We start from the raw sequence: 14,702 nt of genomic DNA on the forward strand, positions 1-14,702 counted from the left end.
CATGCATGTACGCCGGTTAAATTATGTGCCCGATTTAGGTTTGGACGGAACGCAATAGTAAGTTAGTTCAGCCTTTCTGGCATTTGCTCCTGAATACTGATAAGCCTTGGTTTGGCACGAGGAACAACCAAAACAGCAAAGCGTTTAACGCAGTAAGGTTTTATTGAATTGCTCTATAAATACTGGGTCTGCCAACACTCCCGCATGAGAACCGGTGAGCCCGAACATCTTCGTGGCTTCTTGCTGCAGTTTCAGCGGGATTTGACTCTCCAAAGAGACTACGCCGTCATCGCCGCTGCCGCTTTCATAAGTAAAGAAGAGGTAGTAGGGGATATCTTCAGGTAGATCCCAAGCCATAATGTTTTGAATGAATTCACTTCCCGCTGCCACATCACGCCACGACGGTATAATGATGGGGGAATACTTAACGCCAGAATTGGCGCTGTCCATACCCAGCATAGGGCTATTGATGGTGGAATATAGGCCAATTCTGGCAGTTCGTGGCGCGGCAAGATACTTTCTTATAAAGGAACGGCTTACCAATCCGCCCATACTATGGGCAACAACGTAAAACTCTGAAAAACCAAATTTTGATTGCAATTGATTCACGCCGTTTAGAATGAAATCACTGATCAAATCAAGTCTAAAACCGCTGGCGTAATATACGCCGACTGCTTGATATTTCGTTGCGTCCAGGTTTGAAATGATACTTTCCCAATTGCTAATACTGCCGCCAATTCCATGAATGAAAATCACAGGTATTTTATTTGGGTCGTATTCTTCGAACAGGTAAATGCCCCCGCCCACAGTTTGCACAAATTCGATTGGTCGGATCATGCCAAGCAAGGCATTTTTGCGAGAAAACACGGGGTCGTTTACTTTGACCACTCTACCAGCCGCAATATTTGAGTTGGGTAAATCAACAGTAACTGAGTAGTCGCCAGAGTCAATCAATGTGCCAGTTATGTGTAGCGGCTGCGCGAGATAACTTTGGGCTTTTGTAATATTGAGCATGGCGGGAGGACCGCTTGTCTGACCATAATAAGCGGCCATCTCAGTATCGCTCTGATAAGTCTTGTCACCATTGTTATCATAGTAGGCAACTAGGAAATACTCACCAGGGGGGACAGCAAATTTATAGTCGCCATTGGCGTCTACCGTGGTCTGATTAATTAAAATCAGGTCAAAATCATCCGCCTTTTTCATCAATAGCACGTAAACAGTATCTAACGGTTTGGTGTTATCGATTACAACACGCCCACTAATAACAGACAGAGAGTCTGCGACCGCGAGTTCTTGTTTAACCTCTTTAATTACCGAACAGGCAGGCAAAAATATGATGAAAAACACTATGCTGAAAAGGTGACGTAAGTGAGTCATTGAATTCATTGTGATTAAGTTGAACCACTAGTATGACTTAAATAGTAGGAGAAAGTTAACCCTCAAAATCTCGGCGTGGTGATATTTATGTTATACATGATGAGCTGTTAGGCAACGTTAATCGTCCAAGTGCGGCTTACGTCTTCCATTCCGTCTTTAAAAAGAAACGACAATTCCCAGTCCACACTGACTTTAGGCGTTTCATTGCCTGAGCTAGGCTTGTTATCGTCTGAATGGGCCTATCTGTGATCATTAAAGCAATGACGGCGGGTAACTTTCGCTTTTGACAAGGGCAAAGCTAAATGAAAAATTCTGGACGATGCGTATGATTTTTTGAACTAAGAAGCAATAAGTGATTTAGCCATCGTCTTACACTAGCGCTCTCATCAATGGGGGTTCAGTCATGAAAAAACTAATTGTGATCGGCTATCAGATGTATTTTTGGTTGATAAGTCGTTTGTTACCGCGCTACGCCTCAAAGAAAGCGCTTCTTTTAATTTTTACAGTGGGTCGTAAAGTAAAAGAGCATGGGCAACTTAAACAGGCAGACGAAACCATACATCTCCCTAGTGGTGCTCACCTATTTAAATGGAATGGAGATGGGAGCAAGTCGCTTTTGTTGCTGCATGGTTGGAATGGTTCACTTACCCAGTTTGATTCTTTGTTTAATCATTTTATTGCACAAGGGTATACAATATATGGGCTTTCACCTGCAGGGTTTGGCCCATCAAAGCAACGTCAATCGCATCCCGGACTGTTCATCGACGCAGTAACAGAGGCAGCAAGTTGTATTCCGGTGAGCGCTGATGTGGCAATAGGCCACTCTATGGGAGGCGGAGCCTTAGCCCTCGCGGCAACAAAAGTGAAAATTGCTAAACAGTTGGTGCTTATATCAAGCCCGGCGTCTTTCTTTAATGTTTTGGTTAGGTTTTCTGCTGTTCTCAAATTGGGGAAACGTGCATCGGATAGCTTTTATCATTTAGTCGAACATTTTATCGGTCGCTCACACAACGCATTAGAGGTAAGGGATGCCGTTAAAGCGTTATCGCTGCCTACATTGCTGGTTCATGACGAGTATGACCGAGAAGTGCCTTTTAGCGATGCTGAACATCTAAAACGCTCTGCTCCTCTCGCAACCCTCTACAATACCCAAGGCTTAGGGCATAACCGAATTTTGAACAATGAAAATGTGGTACTGAAAATCGTCGAACAAATAGAACAGACGAGTCTACAAAACCATTAGTTTTATGTGGTTGCATGCTGGGTCTTAAATTGTTTTGGTGTGCAGCCTACTTGTTGTTTAAATACTCTGTTGAACGTTGCCAGGGAAGAAAACCCAGACTCCATGCTCACTACCAGGATGGACCAATGTTGGCTTTGTTCTGAGAGCAGAAGATCTTTAGCATGCTTTATACGAAGGTGGTTTATATACTGGTTAACATTGTCGAATGACATTTGTTCATTAATCACTTTGCGTATTTTGTATTCTGGCTGATCAATAGCAAGGGCGATATCGATCAATTTAAGTTCAGATTGTAGAAATAGCTTTTTATCCTGCATCATACTTTCTATAGCGGTAAGTAACTCGGCATCTTCAGCATCAGACTTACTGGTATTACCCAACGTCTCTCTGTGCTTATGTTGGGACCAAAGTACATAAAGTATTGCCAGTATTATGGCTGATGCTGCCAGGCTTCTTGTAATCAGGTACAAAGCAACATCGAAAGCCGGCGATGATGAGAGGGCGGGCACAACGATCCTAGTACTCAAAACGGCAAGGACCATAGTAACGGCGAGTACTTTCTTTTGAAAACGCACGCGTTTACTAGCAGGGCCGTACCCTCGAATAATTTCCCAAAAACTCAGCAGTAAGACTCCTGAAGACAGCAATTGCAGGAGTTCACTGAGTGCGCGCTCGAGCCACAAAAGGGTATTACCATCTATCCAAGACAAATGTACAAATAACGCAATACTCTTTAAGCTTAAAATGAGAAATGCAATGATTCCCGCCAAGATAAAATGCGAGGTAACTAGCGCTTTTCCTTGCCTGAATAGGCTCCGCGTTAAAAGCCAAAAAACGTTACAGGTAGCAAAGGTGCCAAGAGAGACAAATTGTTGTTCAATTGAAAACGAGCCCGGCAATAATTGGCCAATTGCCAACCACATTAAAGAAAAACCCAACGCGGCATACAAATAATGTTCTAGTCGGTTTGGCCTAAATAAAAATAAACTCGCCATGCTTAATACGGCCAATATAAGCAAGACAATATGGGGAAGTGTTTCAAACATCGATAACAAACCAACTAAAACATAAACGAAATATAAAGTATTTTCTTCTGGTTACATGATAAGCCTTTCCATTCCGTTTGCCAGCAAACCAACCTCAAAATGTAGATGAAGGGTGTCGAGACTGTTTTTCGTGCAAGATCAGCGTTTTTTTACAGTCAAATTTTGAATTTGCACAGTTTTAACCGCTTTTCTTCCTCAGAATAGTGACTTCTCAAATTAATCAAGGTTGCAAAATGAGTGCAGTAGTGGTGCCACCAAAGGGGCAAAATGGTGTTTCATTGTTAAATAAATGGTGCAGTGGTGCAATCAAGGCATGGGTAGCCGCGGTGCTAATAGGGCAATGGATGTTTGCCTTCTATATTCTTTTTCAGTTCACTGTACCCTGGCTATCAGGTGGGCTCGAAGAATCTCAATTCAGTCATATGATAAGAGGATTTAAAAACGGTGAGTTTTTCAATAATGCCGTTTTGCTCGCTCACGTTGTCCCCGTCATGTTTATCAGCATGAGTGCGACCTTTCAGCTGATCCCTTTTTTCAGGGTGCGATTTCCAACTTTTCACCGTTGGAACGGCAGGGTGTTTTTAATTATTGGCTTCTTTGGCGCAATTAGCGGGCTTTATATGACGTGGTGGGTGGGGAGCCGACTCAGTGATATTGGTGCGATGGGTGTGACACTTAATGGCATACTCATTCCCATTTTTGTTATTTATGCTTGGCGAGCCGCGATCCATAAGCAATTCAATTTACATCGCAGACTGGCTGTCCATACTTTCATTCTGATAAATGGTGTATGGAGTGTACGTTTATATCTTATGGGGTGGTACATGATAAATCAGGGGCCTATGGGCAATACCCGGCTTATCGACGGGCCCGCAGACATTGCGATTTCGTTTGCTTCTTATTTGTTGCCAATGGCTGCGGTAGAAATCGTTTTTTGGGCTGAAAAAAAGAAGACTTCTATCCCTAAGCTCATTGCATGTATTGTTACGTCAATTTTGGCGCTGGTGACGATAATCGGGGTTTATGCCGCGACTAGTATGCTCTGGATCCCAAGAATAATGGCTGGGATATAACCCTGTTGAACTGTGTAAGATTTGCCAGTTTTTGGTCGGCTTTGTTCAATTATATTGACTGGCAATACGTTCATATTCACCGCTGTCATGTAACTCAGTGAGCACTGAATCAAAGATGCCAACCCGTTGCGATGGAACACTCTTTTTGCTAAACATTAAGTAGCTGCCTTGTTCTCCTTTGGTCGATATCTTCAACAAAGGCACGAAGGTGTCAGTATGTTGGGGATGCTGTTTGAAATACTGCTTACTTTCAACGTTTGAATCGATATAACCGTCAACACGGCCTTTCAGCGCAAATTCAACCATACTGTAGTCGTTATCGATATACACGATATGTTCAGCAAAAAGTGGATCGCTCATTAGCTCCTTATAAGAAGAAGAATAGATAGCCCCGCGCAACGCACCTATAAGAACGGGTTTATTTTTCAAATCTTCTAATGATGACACAAGGCCAAATAATTCAAGGCGGGTTTTATTGGCAAATAAGGTGTAGTCACTATATCGATAAGGCTTATGCGAGAAGTAAGCATATTGCTGGCGTTCAGGCGTAATGGCGGCGGCCAGTGTCATGTCTATTTCACCTGACTGCAAACTTTTTAATACCCGGGTCCATGGCATCGCAATAAGCGTGTAGGTATGTTCTGTCTTGCTAAAAATGGCTTTTACCAGGTCGATATCTTTTCCGTGCCAGAAGCCATCAGCATCTTTTTCCCGATAGATGGGTCGTTCGTTAATACCGATAATAAATTCGTCGGCTTGAGCGGCCAAGCTCAGTAAAGAATACAACAAAGCAACTAAAATAGAAGGAAAAACAGGCATCAACTTCACCCCTAATGACTCTGCTAAGTATGGTGTAATGAACGAGTCTTTTCCAATGAATAACAGTTAGCCACATTCAAAATTCTGCAAGTCAGAGTCTATATACTATTCTTACGATAAGTTTTTAGCAAAGTGGCATGGTGTCATCTCATGAAGTCGTTGTTAACTGCTATTTGTCTAATGACATTTTCGGTATGTATTTCACCTGCATTAGCCGAACAACCGCGAATTGTTGTGGCGACTGATGTTTGGCTGCCAAATTATACAGTTGAAGGTGGGACCGGCTTGTATGAAGACATAGTGCGGGCTGTTTATCCCCAGCATGAGATTGAATTCATCTACAGAGATTACTTAAGAACCAAAGCACTGGTAAGGCGAGGCCAAGCCGACCTGTGGTTAGGGGCCTACATGAATGAAGAAGAATATGCCTTGTATCCCAATTCACCAATGGATTTCGATGAAGTCGTCTCGCTACAGTTTATTGGTCCAAATAGCGGGCAAAATGCACGTTTTGATATTGAGGTTATCTGGTTAGAAGGCTATCAATACGACCAATACTTTACTGAATTGGCAGACTCCTACGCGGAGGTTACTGAAGTGAAAGCGGCGGTTTGGCTGCTCATGGCCGGAAAGGCAAAAACATTGCTGGGAGATGAAACTGAATTGAAAGTAGAGTTACATGCTATTGGCTATGATATCAGTGATTTTGAACTCAAACGATTTGGTGATCTTGGTTTATACCCAGCATTTGCGAAAACGCCAAGTGCAGGCGCGTTGATAGCACAATGGGACAAGAGGCTAGGTGAGATGAAAATGAACGGAGAGCTGTTATCCCTTTATCAAAAACATGGATTAGGTGAATACTATCTTTTTGAGTAGTCTTGGTATACTTCATCTAAATCAGTAGGGGTCAAGGTAAACTGTGGTAGAAAACATTCGTTGGGGCATCGTGGGGGCGGGGCGAATAGCCCATACTTTTACCAGTGACATTCGATTTGCCGAGCACGCTACGCTAAAAGCGGTTGCAGCAAGGGAAATGCCACGCGCTTTGGCCTTTTCACAACAATATGGTGATATCAAGGCCTACGCTGATTATCAGGCACTCTTCAGCGCCCCCGACATAGATGCAATTTACATTGCGACCCCACACGCCATGCACTTTGAGCAGGTAAAAGCGGCAATGGAAGAGGGTAAAGCCGTGCTGTGCGAAAAGCCCATTACTGTTTCATATGGACAATGCGAGGCGCTTGCAGCACTATCAAAATCCAGTCAGTGCTTTTTAATGGAAGCCATGTGGACTTATTTACTTCCTGCTATTCAGCAGGCTCAACAGTGGGTGAAGGAAGGTAGAATAGGGGACATCCGACAAATTCAGGCCGATTTTGGTTATGCCTTCCCTTTTAATCCACAACAGAGAGAATGGAACACCGAATTAGGCGGCGGGTGTTTGCGCGAGATGGGCGTGTATCCATTGGCATTTAATCGCTTGTTTATGAAAAGTGAACCTTTAAATATAACGGCGTCTGTCCATCGGGCAGAGAATGGTGCTGATGCGCACGTTGTGGCCCTAATGGATTACGGCAGTGTAGTGTCTGTTATGGGGGCGTCATTCGTTAGCAAGCTTAGAAACTGGGCATATGTCATTGGCACTGAAGGCTACATCGCCATTCCCGACTTTTGGCGTGCCACCGAGATTACTTTGTTTAAGGGAGATGAATGTATTGAAACCTTCAGTTTTCCGATGAAGGGAAGTGGTTTTGAATATCAAATTGAGCATGCATCTAACGCCATAATAGCGGGTAAACGTGAGTCAGATATTGTATCGCACAGTGACTCTCTGGCAGTACAACATCACATGGACCAGATTTTATCAATGGCGTAAACAGATACACTGGATGTAATGAGTATATTCTTACAGAGCAAAAAGATTGCGCTACTGCTTCGCCGCTATTGAACCCCATTCCGTGTTGAAAAGTCTAAAAGTAGCTTAAAAAATTGCAAAAAATACACGGAATCTTCACTATGGAAAGCGTGTATTAACCGGTGTTTATATCATGTTCGATACGATAATTTCTGGCGGCCGTTACATAGACGGCACAGGGGCGCCTTCCTCATTAAAAAATATAGCGATAAAAGATGGCGTAATTGTAAAGGTCACCTCCCAAGAAATGTCAGCAGATGAGGCCAAGACCTTTGTTGATGCGACAGGTAAATGGGTGACACCAGGTTTTATTGATACCCATACCCATTATGATGCAGAGCTCTTGGTTTCTCCCAGTTTGTCAGAATCCGTTCGTCATGGTGTAACTACTATTCTTGTAGGGAGTTGCTCGCTAAGTATGGTTTGTAGTGATTGCGAAGACGCCTCTGATATTTTCACTCGCGTAGAAACGGTTCCCAGAGACAGGGTATTGCCCATTCTTAAGCAAAATAAAACCTGGTCCAGACCTAAAGAGTGGGTTGATTACGTGTCTGAACTCCCCTTAGGCCCAAATGTGATCAGTCTAATAGGGCACAGCGATATACGTACAGCCGTGATGGGGTTATCGCGGGCGACTGATCCAGATATTGTGCCAACCGAGCCGGAGATGCTGCAGATGGAAGCGCTTCTGACTGAATCGCTCGAGTGCGGTTTTTTGGGGCTCTCTACCATGCGCTTGACTTGGGATAAAGTGGACGGCGACCGCGAGTGGTCAAAGAGCTTGCCCAGTACGTACGCAAAATGGCGAGAAATAGCCCGTTTGACTAAGCTGCTCAGAAAATATGGCAGGGTGCATCAGGGGGCGCCAAATGCGGCAACGCCACTGCGCATATTCGATTACATCAAGGAGAGTATTGGTTTCTTTAGAAAACCGCTTAAGACCACCTTGATCAGCCGAATGGATCTTAAAGGCAGCCCCTATATTAATTTTTTGACTAAATTGGCCTCGTTTACGGCAAATAGTCTGAAGGGTAATTTTAGGTGGCAGGTGCTCCCTACACCTTTTACCGTTTATGCTGATGGTATCGATGTTGTCTTTTTTGAAGAGTTCGGTGCAGGAGAATTAGCGCTCGATCTAAAAACCAAAGTAGAAAGAGACGAGTTGCTTAAGGACGAGCACTATCGCAGGGATTTCAGAAAATTTTATGGCGAAAAGCTGAGTCCGCGTGTGTGGCAAAGAGACTTTGGTGACGCCATCATTTTAGCTTGTCCAGATAACACACTAGAAGGTCGCGATTTTGAGTCGGTGGCCAATGAGCGTGGTATTCACGTGGTAGACCTGTTTCTTGATTTGGTGGTGGAGTTTGGGAAGGACTTGCGCTGGTATACGACAGTTGCAAATCACAGGCCCGATGTATTGAAAAAGCTGATTAAAGACAAAGACTCTCTGATCACCTTTAGCGACGCAGGCGCACATATCCGAAATATGGCTTTTTATAATTTACCTTTGCGCCTGCTTAAACTCGCACAACAGAGCAAGTCCGATGAATTTATGAGTATCGAACAGGCTGTATGGCGGGTAACCGGTGATCAGGCTGACTGGTTTGGCGTTGATGCTGGGAAAATACGAGAAGGGGACCGGGCGGATGTTGTGGTGATCAACCCTGAAGGATTAGCACAAGACTTAGAGGCTGTATGCTGGGCAGAAATGGAAAACTTTGACCTTTCTCGTTTAGTTAATAGAAACCCTGGCATCATTGAACATGTATGGATAAATGGGAAGCACGCTGTTGACAATGAAGAGATTGCCAACAGCTTAGGTCGGGAAAAAGGGTTCGGCCGATTTGTTCCCGCTAAAAAGCCATAACAGCGCTTAAAAATTAAAGTCGATGCCTTTGGTGTCCTTGTCTATCGCGTCATCCAAGCGACTTAAATAGTCATGTCTGGCTTTGAGCTTCGTTTGCTGGTGGGCATGCAAATCCATATTGTCTTTAAAGTGGTTTGCCAAGGCCATGGCTTCACTCATCAGTGATTCAGCAGCTACCACCTTATCGAGAAACCCTGCCGATACGGCATCTGGAGGGCTGAACATTTCAGCACATAACACTGATCGTGTAAAAAAGCTGTCTGGCAATCTGGCTTTGGCAATTTCAATGCCCGCATAATGCATCGTCATGCCTATGTTGACTTCATTTAGGCCAATTTTAAACGGGCCGTCTGCCCCTATGCGCACATCAGAAGCAAGCAGAATGAATGCACCTTTAGCAACAGCATGGCCACTGCATGCGGTGATAACGGGGGTTGGAAAACTCAGCAGTCTTCTAGCTAGTTTAGAGCCACTTTGAACCAATGCGGATGCGGCTTCAATCCCAGACTGCATTACCTTAAGATCGAACCCGCCAGAGAATATCCCGGCTTTCCCAGTCAAAATAATAATATCGTTGCGACGCTCTGCTTCATCCAGAGCATGATTCATTTCGTCAATCAGGGTATGTGAAAAGGCATTAACTTTGCCGTTATCCAGCGTGATTACGCTGACCCCATCTTCATTATCTACGTTAATTTCTTGGTAGGATGTCATAGTGATCTTTGGTTTTAGTATTGTGAATACCAGAGTATTCAACAATGCATGGTTAGGATCAACAATGTAAGAAATGCACACAGATAAATGTGTGCAAGCGTCATTGTGGCAAGGGGAAAGTCAATTTGAATGTCGTACCCAGACCAACATCAGATTTCACCTGCACTTTTACATTGTGAGCTTCAAGTATAGCCATAGAAACACTGAGTCCTAGCCCTGTGCCCTGACCAACAGGCTTGGTCGTATAAAAGGGGAGAAAAAGTTTTTTCTGTTGTTCCGCATCCATCCCTACACCCGTATCTGATACAAAGATACTCAGTGTTTTTTGCTCGGCGTTAACCTCAGACTGGATGAGCAGTTCGCCACCTTTTGGCATAGCATGAGCAGCATTCACAAACAAGTTGATAAATACCTGTTGCAGTTGCCCGGCGTTCCCGATGATTTTGGGTAAATTATCTGGTAAACCGGCCTCTACCTGATGCAAGTACTTGAGCGCATTTCCAGCAACTTTTAAGGCACTTTGTATACAGTCTTTAATTGAAATGAGCGACTGAATGTTTTCACCAGCATGTGAGTACGTTTTTAATTCTTTGACGATATCGCTCACACGTTTAATTCCATCAATATTGGTTTGGAGTATATCAGCGGCATCTTCTATTAAAAAAGTGACGTCATATTTTTCATATAACTGTTGTAATAGGTCGTAATTCAATGTGTTGGCTTTAACCAAGCTGCTTATTTCAATGAGTAACTCACTAAATGTCACCTGATATTCACCTAGAATTTCCAGGTTGGATTTTATATAGCCAATGGGGTTATTGATTTCATGCGCCACGCCTGCCGCTAATATGCCTAATGACGCCATTTTTTCCGATTGCACTAACTGTTGCTGTGTAGTTTCAAGTGTGGCAATCGTGTCTACTAATTGCTTGTTCCGTCGTTGGATGCGTTTATCTGCTAAACGCCGCTTTAATCCGCTAGATAAATGATCATGGATGGTGTCTAGAACATACAAGGTTTCTTCCTGAATACTTTGGTCACCGCATAAAAATGCCAATACTACCGTTGAGCGTTTATCCAAAGTATAGGTTTTATATATCAACCACGTACTCAATGGATTTTCCAGTTCTGGTTGCTCCAATGGTGCAATTATCCACTGCGGGATATCTTGTGTGTTTTTTATCTGAACATGCGCTTTTATTAAACTGACTAGCTTATCATCATGGTGCCACTGTTCTTCTTTGGTCCACACCAAAGCCTCTTCCACTTCTTGTATTGATAAGTCGCTGTATAAATAGAAGCCGCCCGCATTGGCAGCAACAAATTTTGCGATATAAGACGTAATAGATTTCAGCAAGCCGGTAATGGATAAATCAGAATTCACCATGCCCGACGCATTGTGCAAAAACTCCAGCTCAAAACTGCGTTTTTCAACACGCTGTAGGTTCTCCTTCAGTGACTGATTAGTATGATAGACTTCTCTTGAGTAGCGCTCCAATTGACTTTCAGCCAATTCTCTGGCTTTTATTTCCCGCGCTATCTTTCGCCTCAGCAGTTCAAGTTCTTCTTCGGGTGATGTCATCGTTTTCAACTCAACTCATCAGCACTTATCGACTCTGATAACACTTTTTTTATCACCCTTATGCTCACACAAGAGATGAGTCACAGTGATCGTCTGATCAACGTACTCGGCCAGACCAAGAATGAGGCCTTCACAGAAATAGTTCATCTTCCGCGGCGAGCGGTACTCAAAGGTCAGCGCGGTGTCCGTTTCCTCAAGAAATTCAAACTCTGGTAATAACACATCAGGATTAAGCTTTTTCACTTCAACGTGGATCACGTCCTGAACGGCCCTTAAAAAACCAAAAACATCATTAAACTGATGCACTCCTGCGGGTGCAATAGCGTATAGCTCTTTAAAAAGCCATTGACCAAACGTTTTTTGTGCTTCAAATGGGTGAAGAGATTTTTGTTTTGAAATGGCATCAATCAATGCGAATATTTCGTTGTCATCATAGGTCATGACTGAGGTGTAAATACCGCCACTGGGTAAATCTGTGGCTGCTAATAGCGATTCCCAACATGCCAGTCCCCAGGTTTGCTCTACAAATTCATTGAGTTTTACAAAGACGATACCTTTCACATGGTTTACCCTTTGAGTGTTTTATTAACTATAAACACTAAATGAAAGAATGGGCAACGGAATACTGCCTTGGTGTCATGCCATACCATTGCTTAAAGGCCCGATTAAAGGCGCTTTGTTCTGAGTATCCCAGCTTTAGTGCAATGGTACTCAATGAGCAGGCGTTTTCTGCAATAAGTTGCGCAGCCATATTTTTGCGCATAGCAAGCAGCAAACTGTTAAAGCGCAGGCCACGTTCATCAAGTCGTCGGTACAAGGTTCTGGGTGACATAGACATACGTTGAGCTACAACGTTAAGCGTGGGGTGGCCACTTTGCATAGCGATACTTATATGCTGGTAAAACCAACGTAAAAATAGATCGTCATCAGGCAATTGTGCGATTTGTTCAATAACGGCCTCTTCAAGAATACGGTTTAGATAAGGATCAGCCCTTACCAAAGACAAGCCAATGGCATCATTAGAAAAGGTAATTTGGGTGTTCTTGGCGCCAAATCTGACCCTACAGTTAAAGAAGCTCTCGTACGTATCGACTAACGGGGGACGTGTATGAATAAAACCAACATGCTTAGGGCTTAGGCTATTATCACCAGAAATATGGCGCAAGGTAGATACTAAACCAGCCAGCAACGTCTCATCTGATGCGGCAGTAGAAAATCCATAATCCATGGGCCAAAAAAGGGTCGTATCTGAGCGTTCTTGATGAATCGTCGATGAGGCGCCTTCATACAAATAACGCTCATATTTCTGAAAGTTACACAGTGCAGCATGCACATCGCTAGAGGTGTCAATCAAATAGCCCAGAGCACCGAAGAAATGAGGTTGGGTTAGCTGACCAAGTGCTATACCAACACTTTTGTCTTGTTGCTTGGACTGCAGAATATGCAGCGCTTCCCACCATAGTGTTATTGGCATCCTTCCATTAGCGAAACGCTTGGCTAACAGTTTGTCCAGTGACGGAGAGTAGATGCCATGTTGTGATACATAATGCTTAATGTACCCCATCATATCGGCATTAATACTAAACTCGGCTAACATAAGCGATACATTGGCTTTAAATGTCAAAAATGAAGTAGTGTCGGTCAATAAACTATATCGATATACTGGCATTATTCAACGTTATTAAACGCTAGATCGTGAGCAGTCAGCCATGAACGATATTTTACGAGCGATGACTTTTGTCGTACTAGCCGGAGCGGTTTTTTTCATCGTCATGTTTATTGAAGGTTTTTATTTAAAGGTCACCCGAGGTAAATCTGGCTACTACTTTAAGGAAACCTTGGCAAATATGATGACGGGTTTCAGTTATAAACTGGTCGATGGTTTAGCCATAGCATTGTTCATTACAGCATTTGCAACATACCTTAATGACGTCGGTGTGCAGTGGCAGTTCGAGTCAAAAATAATTGAGTTTATAGTCATATTTGTGCTTGCTGATTTACTCTTTTATGGCATGCATGTTGTGGCGCACAAGGTAAGGTGGTTTTGGTGCGTTCATGTAACCCATCACAGTTCTGATCACTTTAACTTTTCAACGGCCTTGCGCCAGAATTTTCTTTATGCAATTCAGGGGACCTGGGCCTTTCAATGGGTCCCTTTGGCGTTACTAGGCTTTGATCCCTCGCTCATCCTGATTGCGATAGAAATCAATCTGTTTTATCAGTTCTTCATTCATACTGAAGCCATTAAGAAGTTAGGGTGGGCAGAATGGATATTCAATACGCCGTCTCACCATCGTGTTCACCACGGTTGTAACAAAGAGCAAATTGATTGCAACTTTGGCGGAGTCTTAATTGTTTGGGACCGGTTATTTGGTACGTTTCAGTCAGAAGAAAACGCGGGGACAATTCGTTACGGCGTTACTCGAATGCCCTACAGCAATACTAACCCGTTGTATATTCAAGTGTATGAGGTAATTGATTTGTTTAGAGACATTTGTCGTTACAAAGACCTGCGATTGTTGTTTATGCACCCTGATTGGGTTCACCAACATTTTGGACGACAAATAAAACCCACAGCGCAATCGCCTAATGAGCTAGAAAAGCGTGAGGACCTTAGTTAAGGCCTCACGGCAGTCCAGAATTAAAAAGTTGCTATTACCTTCACCGAATCATCAACTGACGCCGCATCAATGTAGCCTATGAGATTAGGGTTGGCGGCAATCAACTGCTTCACAGCAGCATCATCGGCTTCTTCCCTAGGGGGCTGTCCTTTACCCGTAAACAAAAGCTTTGACCAGTACGCTTTTAGTTGACTTGAGGAGCGATTGAGCACTTTACTGTTAAACTCTTCTGTGGCGGCGGAACTGGCTTCCTGGTTTATTGGCACTGCTTGCGAGCCGTCAGGGAACGATTTAGCCTTGCCAATAAAAATACGTTCAATGGTTTTATTGTCTAAAGCATTGGCGTTTGAAGGATGAACCACAACGGCAACGTCGGCAAAAACGCTGGCACTGAGCAGTGCAAATGTGGCTACCAGTAGTTTGTAAATCATCACAC

At 43.6% G+C, this 14,702-nt stretch carries 14 protein-coding genes; 6 read left to right on the forward strand and 8 right to left on the reverse strand.

Annotated features, from left to right (window positions below; translation table 11 throughout):
• Positions 1-144: 144 nt before the first annotated feature.
• On the reverse strand, positions 145-1,380 hold the full coding sequence (locus DRW07_RS06715; RefSeq protein WP_165870436.1) for an esterase/lipase family protein: 1,236 nt from the start codon (positions 1,378-1,380) through the stop codon (positions 145-147).
• Between the two features lie 403 nt (positions 1,381-1,783).
• Here DRW07_RS06715 and DRW07_RS06720 point away from each other — a divergent pair, with 403 nt between their 5' ends.
• The gene (locus tag DRW07_RS06720) at positions 1,784-2,623 is read left to right on the forward strand and encodes an alpha/beta fold hydrolase (protein ID WP_124027125.1); all 840 of its coding nucleotides are present in this window, start codon (positions 1,784-1,786) and stop codon (positions 2,621-2,623) included.
• Between the two features lie 2 nt (positions 2,624-2,625).
• Here DRW07_RS06720 and DRW07_RS06725 read toward each other — a convergent pair whose 3' ends face one another.
• The gene (locus DRW07_RS06725) at positions 2,626-3,669 is read right to left on the reverse strand and encodes a helix-turn-helix transcriptional regulator (protein ID WP_124027126.1); all 1,044 of its coding nucleotides are present in this window, start codon (positions 3,667-3,669) and stop codon (positions 2,626-2,628) included.
• 233 nt (positions 3,670-3,902) lie between these two features.
• Here DRW07_RS06725 and DRW07_RS06730 point away from each other — a divergent pair, with 233 nt between their 5' ends.
• Positions 3,903-4,742, forward strand: coding sequence for a DUF2306 domain-containing protein (locus tag DRW07_RS06730; protein WP_240630531.1), 840 nt, complete (start codon positions 3,903-3,905; stop codon positions 4,740-4,742).
• Between the two features lie 45 nt (positions 4,743-4,787).
• Here DRW07_RS06730 and DRW07_RS06735 read toward each other — a convergent pair whose 3' ends face one another.
• Complete coding sequence (locus DRW07_RS06735) at positions 4,788-5,561, reverse strand: substrate-binding periplasmic protein (protein WP_124027127.1); 774 nt, start codon at positions 5,559-5,561, stop codon at positions 4,788-4,790.
• 150 nt (positions 5,562-5,711) lie between these two features.
• Here DRW07_RS06735 and DRW07_RS06740 point away from each other — a divergent pair, with 150 nt between their 5' ends.
• The 3 genes from DRW07_RS06740 to DRW07_RS06750 all read left to right on the forward strand — a co-directional run bounded on the left by DRW07_RS06740 (position 5,712) and on the right by DRW07_RS06750 (position 9,349).
• Positions 5,712-6,440, forward strand: coding sequence for a type 2 periplasmic-binding domain-containing protein (locus DRW07_RS06740; RefSeq protein ID WP_124027128.1), 729 nt, complete (start codon positions 5,712-5,714; stop codon positions 6,438-6,440).
• Between the two features lie 43 nt (positions 6,441-6,483).
• Positions 6,484-7,443: a Gfo/Idh/MocA family protein gene (locus DRW07_RS06745; protein ID WP_124027129.1), complete on the forward strand. Its 960-nt coding sequence runs from the start codon at positions 6,484-6,486 to the stop codon at positions 7,441-7,443.
• A 172-nt stretch (positions 7,444-7,615) separates the two neighbouring features.
• Positions 7,616-9,349, forward strand: a complete 1,734-nt coding sequence (locus DRW07_RS06750) for an N-acyl-D-amino-acid deacylase family protein (protein ID WP_124027130.1) — start codon at positions 7,616-7,618, stop codon at positions 9,347-9,349.
• A gap of 6 nt (positions 9,350-9,355) precedes the next feature.
• On the opposite strand, the gene DRW07_RS06755 is transcribed toward DRW07_RS06750, so the two are convergent.
• The 4 genes from DRW07_RS06755 to DRW07_RS06770 all read right to left on the reverse strand — a co-directional run bounded on the left by DRW07_RS06755 (position 9,356) and on the right by DRW07_RS06770 (position 13,314).
• Entirely contained in the window at positions 9,356-10,063 is a 708-nt protein-coding gene (locus tag DRW07_RS06755; protein ID WP_124027131.1) for a crotonase/enoyl-CoA hydratase family protein, read from the reverse strand.
• A 100-nt stretch (positions 10,064-10,163) separates the two neighbouring features.
• Complete coding sequence (locus DRW07_RS06760) at positions 10,164-11,645, reverse strand: sensor histidine kinase (RefSeq protein WP_124027132.1); 1,482 nt, start codon at positions 11,643-11,645, stop codon at positions 10,164-10,166.
• An 18-nt stretch (positions 11,646-11,663) separates the two neighbouring features.
• A complete protein-coding gene (locus DRW07_RS06765; protein ID WP_124027133.1) occupies positions 11,664-12,206 on the reverse strand; it encodes a heme NO-binding domain-containing protein in 543 nt (180 codons plus the stop codon).
• Positions 12,207-12,243: 37 nt separating this feature from the next.
• Complete coding sequence (locus tag DRW07_RS06770; RefSeq protein WP_124027134.1) at positions 12,244-13,314, reverse strand: AraC family transcriptional regulator; 1,071 nt, start codon at positions 13,312-13,314, stop codon at positions 12,244-12,246.
• A 40-nt stretch (positions 13,315-13,354) separates the two neighbouring features.
• On the opposite strand from DRW07_RS06770, the gene DRW07_RS06775 reads away from it, so the two are divergent.
• Complete coding sequence (locus tag DRW07_RS06775; protein WP_124027135.1) at positions 13,355-14,266, forward strand: sterol desaturase family protein; 912 nt, start codon at positions 13,355-13,357, stop codon at positions 14,264-14,266.
• Between the two features lie 20 nt (positions 14,267-14,286).
• Here the strand turns inward: DRW07_RS06775 and DRW07_RS06780 are convergent, their stop codons facing one another.
• Entirely contained in the window at positions 14,287-14,694 is a 408-nt protein-coding gene (locus DRW07_RS06780; protein ID WP_377923186.1) for a type 2 periplasmic-binding domain-containing protein, read from the reverse strand.
• Between the last annotated feature and the right edge of the window lie 8 nt (positions 14,695-14,702).

This window comes from Paralteromonas sediminis (genome assembly GCF_003820355.1).
GTDB classification, from domain to species: Bacteria; Pseudomonadota; Gammaproteobacteria; order Enterobacterales; family Alteromonadaceae; genus Alteromonas_F; species Alteromonas_F sediminis.